This window comes from Streptomyces sp. NBC_01210 (assembly GCF_036010325.1).
Classification (GTDB): domain Bacteria; phylum Actinomycetota; class Actinomycetes; order Streptomycetales; family Streptomycetaceae; genus Streptomyces.
The window spans coordinates 5156547-5176279 of sequence record NZ_CP108549.1; the positions used below are offsets into that span (position 1 = coordinate 5156547).

A 19733-nucleotide genomic window follows, 5' to 3' on the forward strand; every position below is an offset into this window, starting at 1 on the left:
ACGTACCTGCGGAGCGAGGAAGGCTGAGAGCCCGTTCAGCGATGACGGGGTTGGTTGCGATCCTTTCGTATCGCGCTCCTGAGATTGAGACCCGATGCCAGCCCACGTCGGTGGGTCGGCGCCGTCCCGTTTAGCCTCCGTGTCACACCGTGACGCCGAGCTGTACGTGCGCGATGCGTGACCACTCCATCGCGGGCCTGCCGCCCTACGGCGACCTCGTTCATGGAGTTCCACCGCGCTGGTAGCCGACTGTCTGTAAGCACTTGTTTTGGCTCCAGTGCACGGACTTCTTTTGGCTCCACTCACCGGCTGGAGGGGGCGTGTATTGGTGTGATTCACGCCCCTGTAGCAAGGTGATTTGGCCCCACTTCGAACGAGTGGTTCCGCTGGCCGTGACCGGGGGTCGGCGCGGTAGTTTTGAAGCCTCGGTCAGACCTCCGCAAACGCGCCCCCGACAGGCGCGTGGAGGCTGCCGACCCGACTCGACTCAGGTTGCGGGCCGCCCAGTGCCCGTGGCGGCTGGACGAGAACGGGCGATGGTCTGGTCGGCACTGGGACTTGGCGGCCGGGCCCAACGCGGCTGCGGCCGGCCTCCCGTGAGGGAGCCCGGCCGCAGTTGTCGTTCGAGGTCAGCGGCGCCGTTTCTTCTGACTCTGGGCGAAGCGGTAGGAGTCGGTGCCGGTCTCGACGATGTGCGCGTTGAAGGTGACGCGGTCGACGATTGCCGTGCAGAGCCGGGGGTCAGTGAAGGTCTGCTTCCACTCGGAGAACGGAGCGTTCGACGCGATGGCGATAGCCCTCCGTTCTTCGCGCTCGGTGAAGATCTGGAACAGCAGTTTGGCTCCGGCCTTGTCCAGATCGAGATAGCCGAACTCGTCCAGACAGAGCAGGTCAACGCGGCCGTAGCGCGCGATGGTGCGGGCCAGCTTCTTCTCGTCGGCGGCTTCCGCGAGCTCGTTGACCAGGTTGACCGTGGTCGTGTAGCGGACCTTGAGCCCAGCCTCGGCCATGGCGGTGCCGATCCCGATGAGCAGGTGGGACTTGCCGGTGCCGGAGTCGCCGATCAGACAGAGCGGCTGCCCGGCCTTGACCCAGGCCGGGTCCGCCAGGGTGCCGACAAGCTCCGGCGTGACGTTCGGGTTCTCGGTGAAGTCGAAGTCCTCCAGCCGCTTGGGCCGGGGGAAATTGGCGTCTCTGACCAGCCGCTGTTTGCGCCGTTCCTCGCGTTCGGCGCACTCGGCTTCCAGCAGGTCGGCGAGGAAGTCCTTATAGCTGGACCGCTGGCGCATCGCCTCATCGGCCATCTCCCCGACCCGGCTGCGGATGGTGGGTAGGTGCAGGCTGCGGCATGCCTCGTCGATGGCCGTGTCCACGGCCTCCTCCGGTCCGACATCCCGACGGGGCGGCGGGACGTGCTGGCGGGTCGGTGCAGCGGTCGTGCTCATGCAGTGCCTTTCGGTTGGCGGGTCAGGAGCTGGTCGTAGTGGCTCACGGTCGGCAACGGGCGCTTGTCCTCGGGAAGCTGGGCCCTGCGGGCTGTCAGTGACACCACCCCGCTGGGCTCGGCCCACGGCGGCGGATCGTCCCCGTCGTCCACCTCCTCAGCCGGATCAGGTGCCTGCGCGGCTGCCTTGCGGGCCTCGACGGCCACCACGTCCGCGGTGACGGCGCCCGCCCGGATCGCGGCTGCCATGCCCAGCTGGACCGCCTCAGCTGGCATCCGCCGGTGCAGCAGCAGAATCTCGATCAGGGCCCTGGTCCCGGCCGCGTCTCCATGCGCGGTGCGGGCCGCGGCCCAGAACGCCTCGTGGACCTCGGTGAACGAGCCGTTCTGCCGGGCAGTTGCCAGCGCGGTGGAGCCGGCCATGGCGCCCGGCTTGGCCAGCAGGATCTCCAGGTAGTGATCGAGTTCGTCGCGGAACTCGCCCCGCCGGGTCAGCCGCGGGTGACGGGCCACGATCGTCCGCCGCTCGAACACCAGCAGTTCATTGCCCCGCAGCAGCACGCGCACGTTCTGCCCGATGAACCGGGCAGGCACCGAGTAGTGGCACTGGCGGACCGTAATCCGGCTGCTGCGGTCGACCTTCGGGGTCAGCGTGATGCCGCACTCGAATTCCTCGAACGGCAGCGGCACCAACTGGTCCGTCTCAGCAGCGAAGTTGAAGCCGATGGTGGTCAGCCTGCCCGACAGGATCCGTGCGTCCTCAGCTGCGTCGATCGCGGCGATCTTCTCGTTCAGTTCGCCCAGCGAGGCAACCTCGGGGACCGGGACGAGGTGCGTGCGGCGGAAGCGTCCGCCCTCGTGTTCGACTCCGCCCTTCTCGTGGGCGCCTTCCTGGCCGGGGATGCAGTAGAAGGCGTCGAAGCCGTAGTGGGCGCGGAAGTTGAGCCACCGCTCCGACTCCACCCGGCTGCGGCCGGTGCAGATCCGGTTGACCGCCGGCTTCAGATTGTCGTAACGGATGTGCCGGGCCGGCACCCCGCCCAGCACGTTGAACGCCTCGACATGCCCCTCCATGAAGGACTCCTGGGCCTGCGAGGCATAGACCCGGTGGACGGCCTTGCCCGAGTACGACATCCGCAGCGTGAACAGGTGGCACCTGACCACCTCGCCCGCCAGCCGGACCCACACGTCAGCGAAGTCAACTTCCGCCTCCTCGCCGGGAAGATGCACCTGAGGGACCATCCCGTCCAAATGCCGGTGCCCCTCCCGGGCCTCGGCCTCGATCTGCGGCCGCCGGACCAGGAGGTAGTCGCAGACCGTCGAGTACGACGCCTGGTCGAAGCCGTATTCCTGCGCGAGCCGCTGATGGATCCGCCGGGCGGTGTGCTTCTGCTTGCGCGGTGCAGTGAGGTCCTCCCGCAGCATCGCGTCGATCCAGCCCTTGGCCGGGTCCAGGACCGTCGCCCGCGGCACCGGTTTCTTCCTGGGCGGCGGAACCGCCGAATTCAAAGCCTGCCGCACCGTCCGCCGGTGCACTCCGTACTTCTCCCCGAGAGCCCGCTGCGACAGCTCCGGATCGAGACGTCTGTCCCTCCGGATCGCGGCGAACAACTCAGCCCGCGACAAACCCACCCCGGCCTCCCGACACGACCGCGATCAACACACACGGCCTCCGACAAGACCGTGATCGACGCACACACCCTGCCGCCGCCGGGCGGACGGAGCAGTGCATTCACTCCAAAGAGGGCACGTCGCAGCACGTGCTCGCCAAGTGGAGCCAGATCAACTTCGTACGCCACGGAGCCACTTCAGATCCGTGCACTGGGGCCCAAAGAAGTGCTTACAAACAGCCGACCCACAACCGGCCGCCGACATGCTCAACCACCTCGTCCACGACTGCCATGAGGGGCTGAATCCGCCCCGCCAATACTTCACGTAGACCATCGTGCAGGCGCATGCTGAGCCCCGGCGCTGTGGTCTCAAGACGGCGGGCCAGCCACTTCCCGCCCCCGCTCCAAGACCCGCCAGCGGCCAGCGCCAACTCGCCGGTTCGTCGAACCAGTTCGGTGGCAATGAACAGTTGTTCGCTCTGGTCGGTGCTCCCCACGAGGTCGTCAAGGAGGTCGGTGATCGCGTAGCGGCGGTCATCGATCTCTTCGTCCGACACCGCGGGTGGCCCCGCAGCGGTCAGCTTTCGGGCCTCAGCGGCGAGGTGTGCCCCGACTCCATCCTTGTCGAAGAGCAGGATTCCGTCGGCACACATCCAGAGCAGCGGTGACCGGCGCTTGCGTACCTCCCGTTGGATGTACGCGTGCCACGTCGCTTCGGTGTGCACGAACATCTCCACGGGCCACTCACCGCGCCGAAGGCTTGCCCGGTACGGGGCTGGGGATCCGTGGAGGAGCACCACAATGTCGAGGTCCGACATCGCCGTGCGGCGGCCCCTCACGACACTGCCTCCCAGGAACGCAGCCCGAGCGTCAGGGTGATGTTCCTCTACAACGGCACGCGCAGCATCAATCGCATCCATGCAGCAACTATCAGCACTCCGCCTATCGTGCGCACGGGGTTTCTTCGGGGATACGGGCAGTGCTATCTCCTGAGATCGGCTGCCGCTGCCTATCGCGCGTCCCTAAGGACGGAGGCCGCCTGCCAGTCGGCGAGAGGGCGCCGAGTGGCCTCAGGCGATGGTCTTGGCCTCGGCCGGCGGTGGCATTGACGCGGCTCGCGAGGTCGCCGTGGCTGGGGTAGACCGCTTCTATGCGGTGCCTCGGACGACGCAGGAGAGTAGTCCGTGCCCCAGTTCGCCGGGGGCAGACAGGAAAGAGTCGCGAAAGACTGGCCAGCGGGAGCAGAGGGATGTCAACGTAGACGACCTTCCGGAACCCCAGGTCAGAGAGGTGATCGCCGTGACCGTGGCATCCATGAGCCTCGGCTTTTCCACCACCGTCAAGGCCCTGAAAGTGCGCGACTGGCAGCTCGGCCCGGGCCAGCCCACGCTCGTGATGGATCAGTTCTCCGCCGAGGATTTCCACATGGTTGTGGACGACCGCGCCGACGTGCACGTCAATTCGAAGGACGGCCGGTTCTACTTGGGCTGGTCTCCGCTCGGCCGTCCTGGGACCGACGGCGGAGGCTGGAAGATCGCTGTCACCGGTACCGCGACGGTGTCTGGGTACAGCATCTCCTTCGACACCGAGACGCCGGCCGATATCGTCGCCGCCGCTGTGACGTGCGTGCTGGAAACCACCCGTCCTCGATGAGCACGCCAGCCCGCGTCGGCTGACTCGGCGCTGCCAGCCTCTCGCTCACCGAACCGGGCAGTACTCCGCGTCCGTCAGTCCGCTGCCCGGAAGCAAGGACGATTCCCCTGGAGTCTTTGGGAATGACCGTCGGTGATCTCATTGACCGCCTGTCCGTCAGTGACCGGATCGCACCCCTGCTGGCGATGAACCTGTTTCCCCATGACCCACGCGCGACACAGGTCGTGGAAGCCCGCGACGGGATCGGACGGCCCGTCGTCTATCTGGCTGAGGGTGGGACGCGGACAGCCGGCTCGGGCGCCTGCCGCCCGAGGTAGCCGTCGCTCTGAACTGGCAGGCTCCCGTCCAGGCGCCGCGCCGCCCTCGCCGCGTTGCTGGCGGCAACTAGACCCGCACCCAGCCCCTTGGAGGCGTTCCTGTATCCCGACCCACTGCTCGACCCGTCGACCCCGAACCGAGGCGCCCTGCCTGCGTACTGGGTCGGTCCCCGGCACCTGGCCGGTGACGACGGACGTCTCTACGACGCCGTCGCTGACACGCTCGCCGGCCTCGGCTGGACCAGCCTCGTGATCGTCCGCGGACGGCAGGAACCCAACGAGGCACCGGAGGACCGGCAGGTCGTGCGCAGCACCGTCCTCCACATCAGCTCCGACACCCTCCGGTGGGCCCAATGGGTGCTGCCGGATGAGCCGTTCCACCTGGGCGAGCTGCCGATCGCCTGGCAGATTTCCGCCCGCGAGCACCCAGACAGCCCGCTTGCGCGGTGGTCGGCCTACTTCACCCCCGGCGTCCCGGGTGAGGTCCTCTGCGACTTTCTCCTCGCGCTCGACGCCCGCGACCAGCCCACCACGGCGCTCACCGGTCCCGAGCTCGTTATGGACGTTGTCGCCGAGCACGGCTGGCTCCGCGACGTCGACCAGCCCGACGCGGTGGCGATGCACCCCACATTCACCTCCCATCTCAGCCTTGGTGAGGTCCCACCCCTCATCCAGGACACCGATTCCCGCGCCCTGACCGTCGTGCCGGACGAGGCGGGACCGGCCGGATGGCAGGCATGGGCCGAGACCACCATGGGCGCGCCATACCTGTGGGCCGCGTCCTTCGGCGCCAGCGTGCCGCACGATCTCGTCGCCGCGTTCGCCAACTCACTCAGCTCCACAGCACCGGTCCTGCGCCGGGTGCTCCCAGAGAGCACGCGGGACCGCCTCCTGCTCGCCCCAGCTGGTTGATTACCGCCCCGCGCTGCGAAGCCGGGCCTCCCGAATCGAGAGGCCCGGCTTCGGGCTGTACCGGCGTGTTTTCCACGCCTCCAGCACGGTCCACTACTGAGCCCCAGGCCGTATTCACATGTCCACAGTCACGGCCTGCGGCTGCGGGGACCTGTCCGTCTCTGGGCCGGGCGCTGCGCACTGCGCATCAGCGGCTCCGCTCCGTTCTCGTGGGGCCACATGTCGGTGGTGTCGGCGGGCATGTCTGCCGACCGTCGGAGCCGCCATACGAGCACGTCGCTGACCGATTCGGCGGTGCCCAGCTCCCGTCGTTCGGCAGCTTCGGTGAGGAGCGCGGCCGGATTATGACCGGCGCTCTCGACGTCAGCGAGGGTGGCCGCCAATGCGTACCAGCCGGGTTCGGCCAGGACCAGCTCGGCCAGCTCCGGCACTGCCCGGCGCAGATGGGCCGCCTGCTTGTGCCGCACGGGCTGGGCGAGGCGTCGACCGCGCTGGTACAGGGCGCCCATAGGCATGCCGGCCGCGGTTCGGTAGGCAGCGCGCAAGTGCTCGGCGGCCTGGTGGGCGGCGGCTGCCTGCTGGGCGTGCTGCTTCTTTCCGTGCCAGTGGGCGGCGGCGGTGACGAGAAAGAACGCCATGTCGATCACCATTGCCGTGGTGGCGCCGTCCTCGCCCCGGCCGAGTGCTGGGCCGCTGCGGACCAGGTCTCGGGCCGCTCGTCGTAGCTGTTGGCTGTGGCGGAACTCCTCGCGAGTGTGGGAACGGGAAGCCCTCTCGAATGCCAGGGCTGCCTCATGTAGTTCCTGCCGGGTGTAGAGGGCAGAGGTCTTGGCGAGAGCGTCGAGGACTTCGCCGGTCGCTGCGATCTGCGCGGCTGCCGCACCTTCGTCGCTTCGGTCGAGGACGAGCAGGGCCGCCCATGCGGCGTCAGTGGTGGTTCGTCGTGCGGCGGACGGCGCGGGCCGCTGTGGGGGATGGTCCTGGTGGTCGCCGTTGCCCGGTGCGGTCGCGACTGCAGTTGTGTCGAACCGGGCCTGGATACGCGGCAAGGACAGATCGGGGGCGAGCGTCGAGCCGGCGTAGAAGACCGGTTCGTGGTCCTTGTTGTGGTCGCCGGGGAGGGCGACGGTGTAGCCCTTAAGGTCGCCGGAGGGCAGGACTCGGGTGCGTACGAGGAGTGCTGCGTCCTTGAGTCGGTCGAAGAACTCCTGCTCGGTGGCGGCGCCGGCGACCGCGCGGCGGACGGTTTCGCGCAGCTCCTCCCGTACGGTGCGGTCCCGGCCCTGGCGCTCCGCCTTGTGGCGTTCAGCGCTGGTGGGCCGCTTGGCGGCGGTGCCGTCGCCTGGGGTGACGCGATGGAGGCCATAGTCGGCTTCAATCAGGCGGGCTTCGGCCTGGGCACGTTTGCCGGAGCGGTGGTGGTCGGGGCGGCGGCCGTCTTCGCGTACGAGGGTGGCGATGATGTGGATGTGGTCGTCGGCGTGGCGGACGGCGGCCCAGCGGCAGCCTGCGCCGTCGCCGGGGTCGATGCCCGTCGCGGCGACCATGCGGCGGGCGATGTCGCCCCACTGTTCGTCGCTGAGGATCGGATCGTCGGGGGCAGCACGCACGGAGCAGTGCCACACGTGCTGGGTCGGACGTTGATCCGTCTCGATCAGGTGGAGGGGCTGGTCGAGGAGGTGCTGGAGGTCCTTCTTCGTTGCCGCAGGGTCGCGGCCGGGGTCGGGGGCCATGTGGTCAAAGGAGGCGACCAGGTGTGGGTCGACGTGCTCTTCGTGGGTGCCCTTGCTGTACAGGTAGTGCAGCAGGCCGAGGGTGTTGCTGCCTTGCTTGTGGATCCGAGGGATCAAGCCGCCTCACCTTCCTGCCGATGGGTGATCCGTTCGGCCGCCCGCTGTACGGCCTGCGCTGCACGTTGCAGATCGGCGAGAGCGGCAGCGAAGTGCGGTGCGTCGACACCGGAGTTGAGGGCCTTGACGGCTTGGTTGACATTGCTGCCGGCCCAGCCGAGCTGACGGCGTACGCCGAACAGTGCGGTCAGGACATCGCGCTCGGGGGCAATGGCCGCGGCGGTACGCGACTGGTCACGGGCGGCGGCCAGGCCGGAGTAGGCCAGGAACCCGGCAACGCTCATGCCGACGTGCTCGGCGCCAGATCGGATGATGGCGAGTTCGGGCTCGTTGAGGCGGACGCTGTGGGCGGGGCGCTGCTTCTTGTCGCGCGGGCGCGATTTCCCTTTCTTGGCCGTGCCCTTGCGGCTGGCCTCGCCCGGCTGCGGTCCGCCCTCGGTCGCAGCGTTCCTGTCCGGTGCCCCCTGGCGCCGGTCGGGCCCCGCCACCCCCGGGGCGGGGTCGGGTTCGGGCGCTCCCCCGGCGGGGGAGTGTCCGAACCTCCAACTTGCTCCGCCTGAGGCCGGCGTTGTTGTCGCCTCCTGCTGACGGGTGGCGAGGTGTTCATGGTGTTGGTCGTGCACGTGCGGTTCTCCGGGGTGTCTTCGGGAGCGGGGAGCTGTGCTGCCAAGGCGCTGCTTGACGAGGGATGGGGGCAGCAGCTGGAGGCACTCGGCTGTTGCGGGACGCGATCTGGGACGGGCTGTTGAGGCAGGGCTGTCGGACCGAGAGCCGTGGCCGGAGGAAGAGCGGCGGGGACCGGTCCCCGGAGTGCGGCGGTGCACGGTCCCCAGACGGTTCGGGACTGTCATGCGACGCTCGTCGGGGACGGTCCCCATGACACGTCGTCAGGGGGACCATCCCGTTCTGCTGCACTCCGGGGACCGGTCCTCAACCGCACGGGCTGCTGCGGGGACGGTCCCCGTCGTCGGGGACGCTCTGGGGACCGACCTGATAGCCCGCCTGAGCTGCAGTTTCCGGGGGACCGGTCCCGTGTCGGTCCCCAGTTCGGTGTCGTCACGGTCCCCGATCCCGGCGCGCGGCGTTCCCGCGCGTGACGGTCCCCGCCAGGAGGTGACCGTGATCGCGGGGACCGTCGGGGACCGAGATCCGGTCCCCGAACTTCGCAGGCACGGTCCCCGCGACGCGGTCCCCAAGGTGCTCATCGGGACGTTCCCGTCCATCGGGTACGACGATCCGGGACCCGACGGTTGGAGGACTACGAAGCTGCGGCGAGGAGCGAGGCCGGCCGTGTCACGCAGCCCGCTGTCTGCCCATCTGGGCAGTGGCGAGGTCGATGCGCGACGGGTGCGGGGTGGTACGTACGGCATTGCCTCTGGCGGTGCCGTCCGGGCTTGCCCGCCGTTGTCGGCACGGGGTGCCCGCGGGCGCGTGGCACCACTCGCACCGGACACTGAGCGCGTCGGGGACACCTGTGGTGACGGCGGCCTCGCGTGCGGCGCGGGTTGGACGGTAGCGGGTCAGCTCGGTGCGGACGGCCAGCGGGATGCACGAGCCGATCGTGCGCAGGCGCTCCTCGATGTCGCGTTGCGGGTCACCGCCGGTGATCTGCCGGTGTGTGGAAGGCGCGACCACGCCGACTGCGACGGCGTTGCGGGCGCGGAGCAGCTCGGCTCGCCAGGCGGCAGGATCGTCCGGGTCGGCAGCCGGTGTGGGGTCGGTGTGCCGGTCGAGGCGGTCGCGCCGATGGGCCCGCCATCTGCGGGCGACGTCCACGGGCAGGATCGGGTACGGGGAGTCGAGGGCGTGGGCCCGTATCGCCTCGCGGACGTCCCAGCCGTGGTCGGTGGCGAAGGGCACGTCGTCGAGCAGTTCCTGCCACTGGGCGATCTGGTCACGGGCTTCGCCCGTGCCGGTGCGGATGGTGCGGGGGTCGAGGCGGCCGGTGTAGGCGAGGACAGCGGCGACTTCGCGTGGGTCCAAAGGCGGGTTACTCCGTTCCGGTCGGTTCGTCGAGGGCCGCGAGCAGGGCGGCCATGTGCTGCTCGGAGCGCGTCATGCCAGGGGCCCGGGTGGGTGTGCCGCCGGGCAGGGCGTAGAGGTTCGGGCGGTCTGGGGTGGGGGTGTGTTCCCGGGCGATCCAGGAGCGCCAGTCGGCAGCCCAGGCGGCTGCGGTACGGGGAGGCCATGGGGCCCGGTAGGTGCGCCACTTCTCGTCGGCTGATCGGACGGCGTGTTCGCCGAGGCGGTCGAGATGACCGTGCTGCCGAAGCCAGGCCCGGGCACTGTCGTCGATCTGCCACTGGTCGGCGGAGGTGAGCGGGGCAGAGCTGCTGCTCCTACCGTTCACCTTCGGTTCTCTACCGTTCTGGGGGTCGGAATCCGTGCCCCCGACGGGTCGGAATTCGTACCCTCCCGGGGTCGGAATCCGTGCCCCGGGGCCGGATTCCGGTCCCTCTTCGAAGGGATCGGAAGGGGCGGATTCCGGCACCCCAAGGGTCGGATTCCGGTCCCCCGGAAGGACCGGTTCCCGGTCCCCTTCAACGGTGTGTTCGGCGAGGAAGTGGGCGGCGTCCGGGAGGTGGTAGAACGTCTCTCCCCGTGGCCCCTTGCGGTCACCGAGCGCCACCAGCTCGCCGTCGGCGATCAGCTTGGCCAGGGCGTCGCGTACGGCGGTACGGGAGGCGTTCGCTCGCTTCATCAGGGTGGGCACGGAGGCGTACGCGACGCAGCTCCGGTCGCGGCAGCGGTCGGCGATCAACGCGAGCACCATGCGGGCGGTGCCCTTGTTTCGTCTGTGGTCCCACACCCACTCGCGGGCGTCGAGGCTCATGGGTCGGCGGCTCCTGGGTTCGGACGGGCAGGTGAAGATGCGCGCCTTTGTCGGGCGGTGCGCAGGGAGAGTGGCGGTACAGCCCCGGCCCGAGGAGCGTGGGGGCTGGTGGCTTCGCCTAGCCAAGACAGCCACATCAACGCCGCAGAAGTCCAGCATTCCGCCGAGAATTCAGACAGCTGACGGCGAACGCATGCTCCGGGGCATTCCCTAAATAATAATCCCAGACAGCCGGTTGCCGAAATTGGTTGCCCACGGGGCCGAGCCAGAAGGATCACATCGGGAAGCCGTTGACCTCCGTCGGAGCGCAAGCTACAACACAACATCCCATGTCAGAGCACCCGTCCGACGGATGCAGCCACCACCCGCCGGCTGCCCGGAACCCAACCCGCGGCAACTCCCCTTGCCCGGCCGGGCGCAACATAGCCGACGATCGCCGGTTTACCAAACCGGCGAATACGAGTTCCAATTGGAGCTATGGCAGCACGATCCCTGGAAATCGGTCCGGCCGGAATACGGACCGCCCGCACCATCGAAATCCTCCGTACCGAACGCGGTCTCGCCCAACGAGAGTTGGCCGCCCGTGTCACCGCCCTCGGCCGCCCGATGTCCAACACGATGCTGTCCCGCATCGAACGCGCCGAACGCCGCTGCGACATCGACGACCTCGTCGCCCTCGCCCAGGCCCTCCGCGTCTTGCCCCTCGTGCTGCTGCAGGGACCGAGCGCCATGTGACGAAGGCCGCCCAGCACTGCTGAGTGAGCAGGCCCCCAACCGAGTTAGGACCCACTCTTCTTGCACCACTCCGAGATACCCCCTGCCCTCGTGCGCCGCTTTCCCGGCACCGAGGGCGGAGCCCCCTTGCCCCGTCTCTACCGCCCCGAAGAAATCGCCGAAGCCCTCGCCTGTTCCGCCTGGTGGGTCAAGGACCGTGCCCGGCGCGGCCTCATCCCGCACACCCGCGTCGGTCGCGCCTACCGCTTCACCGCCGCACACCTCGCCGAGATCGTCCGCCTCCACGAAGAGCGCCCGAAGCGATCCCTCAGCAGCGCGCCGGCCGGTCCAGCAGTAACAAGTCCTCCCGCTGCACGAACTCGTGCCGCCCAGTCTCCTCGGCCGACTACGGCCGCGACGACGGGGCGTCTGCGGGCCCGGCCGCCGCGCCGTACCCAGTACGAGACCGTCGTGTAGCGCGCCCGCGCCCAGCCACGAGCCAAGAGCAGGGAGGAAGACGGAAGTTGGGTTTCGCGGAGAAGCGTGCGAACTACTGGCGCGGCCGGTACAAGACGGCGCCCGGCAAACACCTCACGGTCGTCGACGAGAACGGCAAGGCGATCCGGTTCGCCACCAAGGGCGAGGCCCAGCGCGCCGCGAGCGAGGCCGAGAACAAGTACCGGCGTGGCGACTGGCGCGACCCGGCGCTCGGCCAGGAGACCTTCGGCGAGTACGCGAACCGCTGGTACGCGGCCCAGGATCTGGCCGCCTCGACCATGCAGAACTACAAGCGTCACATCGAGGAGCACCTGCTCCCCGACTTCGAGGACAAGGCGCTCGCCGGCGTCCTGCGCACGGACGTCGATCTGTGGGAGAAGAAGGAGAAGGCCGTGTACGCGGCCTCCAGCGTCAAGACCTGGCGCTCGACACTTCACCTGATCTTCGAGGACGCGATCGACGAGGGGTTGATCACGTCCAACCCGGCGGCCAGGCGGCGCGGGCGCGGCAAGCGCGCCGGCCGCTCCCGAGACCGCGGCCCGGAGAAGGTCGTCACCGACCCGCTCGGCATCCTGCTGACCGCCGAACGGGCCGCCCTGCTCTCCGGCCGAGACGACGAGTTCGTCGCCGTCGTCCTCAAGGGGTACACCGGCATGCGCTGGGGCGAAATCGTCGGCCTGGAGACGGAGTTCGCCCGCCCAGGCTCCGTCCGCGTCGAGTGGCAGCTGTACGAACTCGATACCGGCGAGCTGGTGCGCTGTCCGCCCAAGGACGACAGCTACCGCAAGATCGATGCGATGGACTGGTTGTCGGCCCTGGTCGCCAACCACGTCGCCCGTACGAAGCCGAAACCCTGCCCGTGCCACGGCAAGACCTACGTCTTCCGTGGACAGGGCGCTGCCCGCACCGGTGGCCACCAGGGCGCGAAGCTCGTCGACGTCGCACGCCGTGCCGAAGTCTCGACGGGCACGGTGTCCAACGTCCTCAACCACCCCGACCGCGTCACCGAAGCCAAGCGGGTGAGGGTGGAGCAGGCCATCGCGGACCTGGGGTTCGTGCGGGGCGGTGTGGTGGCGGAGCACGCAGCCCACTGGCGTCGAAACGGCTTCGCGACGTGGCTGTTCACCCCGGCGGTCTCCGGCTGGTACCCGAAGAAGGCGCCGCAGGAGGCCCGCCCCGTCCCGCTCCTGGGCGAACCGCGGCCCGGCGTCCCGGCCCGAGGACGTGGCGCCAGTGACCGGGCTGATGCCTGCTGGCTCCCGATCGCCAAGGGCCTCACACCCCATGGCCTCCGCCACACCCACCGGACCGTGATGGAGGACCTCGGCACCGAGAAGGTCCTCATGGACGACCGCATGGGCCACATCGACGGATCGGTCTCGGCGCGCTACGCCCACGTCACCCCTGGCATGCGCAGGCGCCTCATGCTCGGGCTGACCGAGCAGTGGGAGGCGGCGCTCGACACTCGGCTGGCCCTGTGTCCGACGTCGCCGGTGCGCGTGCTCAACGATCTCCTGCGCGCACGTGCGGTCTCCCTCCGGTAGCTCCACGGTGCCCCGCAACGTGTTGCGGGGCACCGGCGTGATCGCAGGGTCTGTGCATCCGGGGGCATGCGCGCAGCAGGTCCACTACACATTCGCCCCGGTCGTGCGTGGCTTGGGCTACTTGTGCGGGGCAGCGGGCCAGGGTGTTCCGTTCGCGGCAGCGTCGAGGAGGTCACCAAGGCGGAGCCAGGCCGTGGGCCCCGCGTGGCTGGCTGGGCTTGTCGCGAACCGTTGCCATGCCTCGGCGTTGTCGCCAAGGGCGGTGCGTACGACCGAGGTGACCGCTGGGTGTGCTGCCTGGCCGCGGGGTCCTCTGGCTTTGAGGGCGGTCCAGGCGGGCAGGGCGCGGATCAGTTCGGGGCCGGTGGTGGGAAGGCTCAGCACGGCGGTTACCCATGTCTCCCGGAGGTTCGGGCCACCGCCCAGGCGTCGGCGGAGGCTCTGGGTAAGGTCCAGCAGTGCGCGCTGCGGGTCTGAGTGGCGTTTCAGTACGTCGGCGAAGGACAGGTCACGGTGGTATGTACGCGAAGCGAAGGCCAGCAGGGCCCTTTCCACGAGTGCGTCGTTGCCTTGGTGCCGTCGCAAGTAGTCATCGAGGACAGCGTCCGGAGCGGCCGCGAGGTCGCGCACGGTGACCTGGTCCGGCTTGCCGAGGGACGCGGTGCGCTCCGGGCCAGGATCCGGGAGCGGGTCGGCGGTCATCCGCTCGATGGTGTCAAGGAGTTCAAGAGCCCGCTGGATGTCCGAGTCCAGCCCGTACCTGCCGTAGTCCCGGCGTCTGGCCAGCCCTCGTCTAGCTTCCCGGCAGAGCAGGCGTGTCTTCTCCTTCACCTCCGGGGTGACCACCGGCAGGTACTGCAGCAGGTCGCGCACCCAGCGCAGATCCTCCGCGGTGCGAACCGGCGCATCGGGGTCGGGTTCCCACAGCTCCAGAGCTACGGCCGCATGTTCGGCGAACTGCTGGGCCAGGGATGCCAACTGGTCTTCTGAGGCTCGCCAAGGGTGAGGGCGCCCGTACTTCTGTGCCTGGTCGGGATTGAGGATGTACCGCCACTTGCCGTCTGCTGCCAGCGCGGTGCGGGATATGGCAGCTCGGCAGCCGTAGCGCAGACCGTACTTGTCATCCGACAGGAGCCGGTCGATGCGCTTGCGCTGCGGGGGAAGAAGTTCCGCCACGTCATTCGCGAAGTGCTCCCTTACCTTTTGCTCCGTTGCCCCGTCCCGGCGCATGCGGCACATCCGGGTGGTGAGTACGGAGAGCGGGAAGGACGCGAGGTCGTCCCGGGCGATCTCCTGAAGGAGTTCCGGCTCAACGTCCCAGGGGATGCTGCCCAGCAGATGCTCTCGGACGATGTAACCGACCTTGTTGTTGTCAGACCAGTCGACGAGGAGCCGGTGGTGTTCGGGATGCGCGGTCACGACCTGCTTCCACATGGTGCGCCACGCCCGCTCGGCAGCCTCCTGCCTCTCCAGCCACCTTGCCGTGTCCTCCTCGCCCTTCTCGTCGAGGAAGGGGAAGGACGGCAGGAGATCGACAGCCGCGGTGATGACCGTGCTGTGCAGGCGGTGCTGTCGGAGCACCAGTTGGGCATCCGTCGGAGTGCCGAGTAGGTCGACCGTCATGCCCTGCGGACGAGGCCCCCGTTCGCGCAGCGCCTCGGCGACACCGTCAGCCAGGATGCCGCTCGCCTGCGCCGAGCCGAGGCGGCCGAGCTGGACGGCCGTGCAGCGCCTCAGCGACTCGTGCCGCAACTGCCCTGTGCAGGACGGGTGCGAGATGGCCAGCAGTGCCAGATCCATGGATGGTCCGTATAGCGGATCCGACTGCGGCGGCTTCCGGGCCAGGTCGCTGTCGACTGCGGCTTCCAGCAGCCACGACGGAGCATCCTTGTCATAGGGGCCGCGCAACAGCGCTTCCAGCAACTCCCGTCGCTCCCGCCCGTCCTCCATCGACCTGGCTTGCTCGGCGGCCATCCGCGAGGGCGGGTCATCTGCGACGCTATCCGCAACGAGCGCGCACAGGAAGGTCAGGGGAAGACTGGGGGCGGCTACACCGCTGTCCATGAGGCTCCGATCCGTATCCGAGGACTCGCCTGATTGCTCGTCCGAGTCCCCGTCTGGGTGGCTGACCGACTCCTGGTCGAGACGAGGGCCACCACGTTCCGAGGCGGAGAGCGTCTTCTCATGGTGCCGTAGGGCACTGACACCAACGTCGATTACGGTCGGTGCCAGCTATATCGAGAGCGCTGCCCGGCCGGCCACCCGGCTCGCCCATGCGCCGTCCCTCGGCTCACACGCCTGCTGACGCGAGAGCCTGGGCGATGGTGGGCGCGGCGGGTTGGCGTAGGCCACGTAGGCGCGGTCTTGTTCTCGCCGCTATTCCGCTGAGTTTCGTGCACGAGAAGGGGCCTGAGCTGGCCTCCCGGGTCGTAGAGGAAGACGCACGCGCGCAGTGAGGAAACCCGCCTCCGTGGGGGTGCCGTCGGAGGGCCGGCGGGCTCGGGTTCTAGCCCTATCTGGTCGAGGATCCGCTGCGCCTCTCCACCGAGGTCGGCCCCCGCTGCCAAACGAGGTGAGTCCGGTAGCAGAGGCCCGCTCCACGACCCTGCCCTACTTTCGGGTGCTGACGCCTCGTTCCAAGGATCCGGCGGCGATGAGGGCGATGCCTGCTCCCTCGTGGCCGGTCAGGGAGAGGACCACACCGGTGGTGCAGAAGGCTGCGGACAGCCCGATCGTGGCCCAGGCGAGGGCGCTCCGTGTGCGCGGGTGCTCCGCGGGGGTCTCGTCCGGCGTGTGCGGCTCGGTCGGCGGTGTTCCGTGCGGCTGCTGGTCATCCGAGTGGCCGTCTGTGGTGGACATGGAAAACCTTCGTTTCTTGTGCGTGCGACAGCACGCGGTGAATGGGTGAAGGGACCTTGGACCGGCGGGGAGTTAGCCGCGCAAGTCCGCTGGTTGTGTCCGGTGGCGCCCCCGGACACGGAGGAGACTGCACCGCGCGGGGAGCCGATTCGAGTTCTCGCGAATTTGCCGACAGCCGGGGTGGTGCCCTCTAAGGATGTGCTGCTCGCCGTCCCCATTAACGCCGTCTGACCTGCGACTTTTCGAGTACCGGCTCTTGAATCCGTCGCACGATGCCGCTACGAACCCGGATTTTCGCGACCGCTTGAATCAGCCCTACCGCGCTGCTACGGCCCTCGGCCGTGCAACCCACGCCCTCGTCTCGCGCGCCCTACACGCCCGGGGATAAGTCACGCAACCGGCACGACCAGCCAGTTCGGCTTCGTCGGCCATCGCCAAGACCAAGGTCAGTCAGCCGCCCAGGGCCGTTCCTAGTCCGGGCTTGGCCAAGGTCGCGTCCTGATGGACGAAATCAGCATCGACGCCAACCGCTGCGCTGCAGTAGGAGACGGCGCTCGACGGCCGCCAGGCGATGAGCCTGACTTCACCAGGCGCGTACATAGCGAACTCCTGCGCGCACGCAGGGAGTCACGCGTGCTGTAGAGCACCATTGCCTCGCTGAAGCAGCGTCAACACAGTGCGGTCAGCTCGCTCTAGGGAAAATGCCCGGCGACGGGGCCAACAGACCTGGCTCAATAGGCACATGGAGATTGGCGAACAGTGGGCATACCGCGCGAGGCCGAAGGATCTGGGTAGCGCGGTTCGCCAGGTGGAGGTCGTTCGAGTGGGCGGCCCTGGCAGGTCTGGCTGGATCCACGTGCGGTTTCTCGGAGGCGACGACGCCGGTCTGCAGGAATGGGTCAGTCCCGGCTCTCTCGTAGCACCGTGGGCGGACGTCGATACGTTCCGCGCGGATGACGCGGCAGAGTTGGCACTGGTCGAGGTATCCCGCCACGTCCGGGGCAGCACGGAGTTCGAGTCCGCGCGCATGATCCTCGGTTTCGTCCGCCCGAAGAACAGGCTGCGCCTACGTCGAACGGTGGCGGACGCAGGGGTTCTGGAGCTGAGCCGCCTCGACGAGACGGCACCGCTCATCGGCATCGACGCGGCCGAACTCCATAGCGACGCCATGGTGTACGAGAACCGCCACGGCATGTGCCTTGCCGGGTGGCCGATCAGCGAGCGCATCGCCCGCCACGTGGCCGGCCGCCTCGCCGACGAGATCCTTCCGGAGGTCGACCGCAAGCAGCAGGACATCGAGCAGGAGCGTGCCCAGTCCTCCTGGTACTCCTACAGCCGGCGGGACGAGCGCAAGTTGGACGCGGAGGCGGCCGTCCTGCGAACCGTCCGGGCGTGGTGCGGCCAGGACAAGGCCGACCGCTACGACGAGTTGGTTGCCCTGCGCGCCGAGGTCATCCGGCTCGGAGAGCTGGTCGAGAAGGCGGTCAAGGCGCTACGCGACCGTGGCCACGGCGTCATCGCCTCCACCATTCAGCGCGACCTTGGCGTCCATATCGCCAGCCTTGATCCTGACGTGCGTCGATGAGACCGCGCCACGGATCTGGCTCCGCCTGGGGCGGCGCCGGCTGCGTAGCGGGCTTCCTCTCCTTCTCCGGCCGGTGTGGGTGCCAGCCGTCGAGGAACGGCCGCAGCTGATCTCCCGTCGGCTCCGCGTGGAAGTTGAGAGAAGCCAGGCCCTTGCCGCCCAGGGTGGGGTCGAGCCGGTCGGCCTCGGCCTTCCCCCACGTTGACCACTCTCGCAGTCTCTCGGCTTCGATGGCCTCCTCCGACACATCGGCGGCCTCATCCAGAGCGGCGCAGAAGGCCCGGATCTCCCCTGCGGCCTGCCACTGCTCAAGGGCCGTACCGAAGAGCTCGGTTCGTACCGCGTGAACCGCCTTGATCGAAGCCACGCTGACGGCGGCCTCCCACTCCCGCCGCTCGCGTTCCTCCCGCTCCGCTGCCAGGCGCCGACGCTCCGCCTCCTGACGCTCCCGCTCCTCTCTCAGGCGCTGCTGCTCCGCTTCACGTTCCAGCCGAGCCCGCTCCTGTTCCTCCGCGCGCGCCTTCAACGCCCGGAAGACGGAACCGATCTGCACCTCCAACGGCTTCTTGGCCGTGTCGGCCCATTCCTTCTTCCAGCCGTAGCTGTAGCCCGACTGTTGGCTGACCAGCAGCTCCAGTTCGCCGGAAGGCTCGAACTTCTGGGCTGGGGTGACACGTTGCCAGTCGTACGTACGGCGGCCCGGCTGCTTGGGGACGTACCGGACCGGCTTCTGCCGTTCGCGGAAGCTGACCTCGTACGTCCTGCCGTGGACAGTCAGCAGCGGCCTCGGCTGCCTGCGCTTCTTCGACATCGCGATCTCGCCGTGGCGTGCGAGGGCTTGCTCGGCGAGGAGCCGGAGCAGCGAGAGCACCCGGGGGAGAACCTCCTCCGAGATCTCGAAGGCGCTGTGGTCCGCGGTGACCGCGGCGATCACGTCCTCGATGTCGGTGATCACACGGCTGCGCGCCAGCCGGATCCGGTTCCACTCGGTCTCGTCCTCGCCGGTCACCCTGAGCAGACCGAGGAAGAAGTCTCCCTTCGCCCGCCCGCTGTACTTCAGGTGGTATCCCTCAGGGGCGCACTGCCGGGCTGCGTCGAACGCCCTGCGGTAACGGGCCCGCTCCTCGTCGCTGGGGTTAGGGATCCGGAGGAACCGCCCAGCCTGCTGTACCTCCGCGATCAAAGCGGCGCCGACTTCCGCCGGCGACGGCCGTGAGGGCTTCGAGGTGCGCTGTGGCGCTGGCTCTGTCGTGGACGAGGCTGCGGCTTCCCTCTGCGCTGGAGGGGTCGTTCGTGTCCGTTGCTCGGAACCCGCTGACCGCTGCTTGCGCGGAGCCGGTTCCGGCCGGTCCGGGTGATGGCCGTGCTCCAGGTAGAAGCGTCCCGCGTCAGTGATCTCCGCCTGCCACTTCCCACTCTGCTTGCGCATGGTGATCAGGCGCCGCTCCTTGAGCGCGCGGGCGGTAAGAGCGAGCTCGGGACTGTCCGACGTGACAGGGTCGGCTCCGTCTCCGACGCGGGTGAGGAGTGCGAGCTGCCGGTCATTTAACGGAGACCATCGGTGCATGTCGATCGTCGTACCGTCTGTGGTCTCCCCGGCACAAGCCGTGGGGTGGCTCTTACGGGGCGCTCGCGGCGCACAGCATGCTCAAAGGCGGAACGCCGCTCGCTGGGAGCCACCGGGGAGCCGCTTCCCGAGGTCGGCTCCCAAATGGCTCCCAAAATGAGCCCGCAAAGCAAATCAGGCCCGGCGCTGATCTCTCAGCACCGGGCCTGACCTGGTGTTTCAGCTGTCGGGGTGGCGGGATTTGAACCCACGACCTCTTCGTCCCGAACGAAGCGCGCTGCCAAGCTGCGCTACACCCCGATGTCGCCGGTGTCCCGGCGACATCGATTACTTTAGCCCACCCGCGC

At 68.7% G+C, this 19733-nt stretch carries 16 protein-coding genes, 1 tRNA gene and 1 pseudogene; 7 read left to right on the forward strand and 11 right to left on the reverse strand.

The genetic code is table 11. The features are described 5' to 3' along the window. Positions 1-629: 629 nt before the first annotated feature. The 3 genes from istB to OG735_RS23450 all read right to left on the reverse strand — a co-directional run bounded on the left by istB (position 630) and on the right by OG735_RS23450 (position 3974). Positions 630-1445, reverse strand: a complete 816-nt coding sequence (gene istB / locus OG735_RS23440; RefSeq protein WP_327321140.1) for an IS21-like element helper ATPase IstB — start codon at positions 1443-1445, stop codon at positions 630-632. Further along, a complete protein-coding gene (istA, locus tag OG735_RS23445; RefSeq protein WP_327328165.1) occupies positions 1442-3070 on the reverse strand; it encodes an IS21 family transposase in 1629 nt (542 codons plus the stop codon). The genes istB and istA overlap by 4 nt, the downstream gene beginning before the upstream one ends. Before the next feature lie 214 nt (positions 3071-3284). Next, entirely contained in the window at positions 3285-3974 is a 690-nt protein-coding gene (locus OG735_RS23450; protein WP_327325128.1) for a nucleotidyltransferase domain-containing protein, read from the reverse strand. Between the two features lie 394 nt (positions 3975-4368). On the opposite strand from OG735_RS23450, the gene OG735_RS23455 reads away from it, so the two are divergent. The 3 genes and pseudogenes from OG735_RS23455 (at position 4369) to OG735_RS23465 (ending at position 5936) form a co-directional block, all read left to right on the forward strand. Further along, positions 4369-4707, forward strand: coding sequence for a DUF317 domain-containing protein (locus OG735_RS23455; protein ID WP_327328428.1), 339 nt, complete (start codon positions 4369-4371; stop codon positions 4705-4707). A 107-nt stretch (positions 4708-4814) separates the two neighbouring features. Further along, positions 4815-5095, forward strand: a pseudogene (locus OG735_RS23460) (hypothetical protein). Positions 5096-5111: 16 nt separating this feature from the next. Beyond that, the gene (locus OG735_RS23465; protein ID WP_327325129.1) at positions 5112-5936 is read left to right on the forward strand and encodes a DUF317 domain-containing protein; all 825 of its coding nucleotides are present in this window, start codon (positions 5112-5114) and stop codon (positions 5934-5936) included. A gap of 128 nt (positions 5937-6064) precedes the next feature. Here OG735_RS23465 and OG735_RS23470 read toward each other — a convergent pair whose 3' ends face one another. The 4 genes from OG735_RS23470 to OG735_RS23485 form a co-directional block, all read right to left on the reverse strand. Beyond that, complete coding sequence (locus OG735_RS23470; protein WP_327325130.1) at positions 6065-7786, reverse strand: relaxase/mobilization nuclease domain-containing protein; 1722 nt, start codon at positions 7784-7786, stop codon at positions 6065-6067. Further along, positions 7783-8409, reverse strand: a complete 627-nt coding sequence (locus OG735_RS23475; RefSeq protein WP_327325131.1) for a mobilization protein — start codon at positions 8407-8409, stop codon at positions 7783-7785. The genes OG735_RS23470 and OG735_RS23475 overlap by 4 nt, the downstream gene beginning before the upstream one ends. A 670-nt stretch (positions 8410-9079) precedes the next feature. Further along, the gene (locus OG735_RS23480) at positions 9080-9769 is read right to left on the reverse strand and encodes a zinc finger domain-containing protein (RefSeq protein ID WP_327325132.1); all 690 of its coding nucleotides are present in this window, start codon (positions 9767-9769) and stop codon (positions 9080-9082) included. 7 nt (positions 9770-9776) lie between these two features. Beyond that, positions 9777-10619, reverse strand: coding sequence for a helix-turn-helix domain-containing protein (locus OG735_RS23485; protein WP_327325133.1), 843 nt, complete (start codon positions 10617-10619; stop codon positions 9777-9779). Between the two features lie 477 nt (positions 10620-11096). Here OG735_RS23485 and OG735_RS23490 point away from each other — a divergent pair, with 477 nt between their 5' ends. From OG735_RS23490 to OG735_RS23500, 3 genes are all read left to right on the forward strand, one after another. Beyond that, positions 11097-11354: a helix-turn-helix domain-containing protein gene (locus tag OG735_RS23490; protein WP_327325134.1), complete on the forward strand. Its 258-nt coding sequence runs from the start codon at positions 11097-11099 to the stop codon at positions 11352-11354. A 126-nt stretch (positions 11355-11480) separates the two neighbouring features. Continuing rightward, positions 11481-11810 carry a helix-turn-helix domain-containing protein gene (locus OG735_RS23495; RefSeq protein WP_327325135.1) on the forward strand — a complete coding sequence of 110 codons (330 nt, stop codon included), beginning with the start codon at positions 11481-11483 and terminating at the stop codon, positions 11808-11810. Between the two features lie 47 nt (positions 11811-11857). Beyond that, on the forward strand, positions 11858-13375 hold the full coding sequence (locus tag OG735_RS23500; RefSeq protein ID WP_327325136.1) for a LacI family DNA-binding transcriptional regulator: 1518 nt from the start codon (positions 11858-11860) through the stop codon (positions 13373-13375). Between the two features lie 117 nt (positions 13376-13492). Here the strand turns inward: OG735_RS23500 and OG735_RS23505 are convergent, their stop codons facing one another. Next, positions 13493-15349 (reverse strand): hypothetical protein, encoded by a 1857-nt coding sequence (locus OG735_RS23505; RefSeq protein ID WP_327325137.1) that lies wholly within the window; start codon positions 15347-15349, stop codon positions 13493-13495. A 636-nt stretch (positions 15350-15985) separates the two neighbouring features. Continuing rightward, complete coding sequence (locus OG735_RS23510; RefSeq protein WP_327325138.1) at positions 15986-16234, reverse strand: hypothetical protein; 249 nt, start codon at positions 16232-16234, stop codon at positions 15986-15988. A gap of 742 nt (positions 16235-16976) precedes the next feature. Here OG735_RS23510 and OG735_RS23515 point away from each other — a divergent pair. After that, complete coding sequence (locus tag OG735_RS23515) at positions 16977-17819, forward strand: PE-PGRS family protein (RefSeq protein ID WP_327325139.1); 843 nt, start codon at positions 16977-16979, stop codon at positions 17817-17819. Here the strand turns inward: OG735_RS23515 and OG735_RS23520 are convergent. Both OG735_RS23520 and OG735_RS23525 read right to left on the reverse strand, forming a co-directional pair. Continuing rightward, a complete protein-coding gene (locus tag OG735_RS23520; protein ID WP_327325140.1) occupies positions 17749-19002 on the reverse strand; it encodes a hypothetical protein in 1254 nt (417 codons plus the stop codon). The two genes, OG735_RS23515 and OG735_RS23520, sit on opposite strands and share 71 nt — an antisense overlap. A 610-nt stretch (positions 19003-19612) precedes the next feature. After that, positions 19613-19686, reverse strand: a tRNA-Pro gene (locus tag OG735_RS23525). Between the last annotated feature and the right edge of the window lie 47 nt (positions 19687-19733).

Bases quoted from the DNA above. Each gene is read 5' to 3' on its own strand.
- istB (WP_327321140.1), bottom strand. From the start codon at position 1,445: ATGAGCACGACCGCTGCACCGACCCGCCAGCACGTCCCGCCGCCCCGT.
- OG735_RS23450 (WP_327325128.1), bottom strand. From the start codon at position 3,974: ATGGATGCGATTGATGCTGCGCGTGCCGTTGTAGAGGAACATCACCCT.
- OG735_RS23455 (WP_327328428.1), top strand. From the start codon at position 4,369: ATGAGCCTCGGCTTTTCCACCACCGTCAAGGCCCTGAAAGTGCGCGAC.
- OG735_RS23485 (WP_327325133.1), bottom strand. From the start codon at position 10,619: ATGAGCCTCGACGCCCGCGAGTGGGTGTGGGACCACAGACGAAACAAG.
- OG735_RS23490 (WP_327325134.1), top strand. From the start codon at position 11,097: ATGGCAGCACGATCCCTGGAAATCGGTCCGGCCGGAATACGGACCGCC.
- OG735_RS23505 (WP_327325137.1), bottom strand. From the start codon at position 15,349: ATGGCCGCCGAGCAAGCCAGGTCGATGGAGGACGGGCGGGAGCGACGG.
- OG735_RS23510 (WP_327325138.1), bottom strand. From the start codon at position 16,234: ATGTCCACCACAGACGGCCACTCGGATGACCAGCAGCCGCACGGAACA.
- OG735_RS23515 (WP_327325139.1), top strand. From the start codon at position 16,977: ATGGAGATTGGCGAACAGTGGGCATACCGCGCGAGGCCGAAGGATCTG.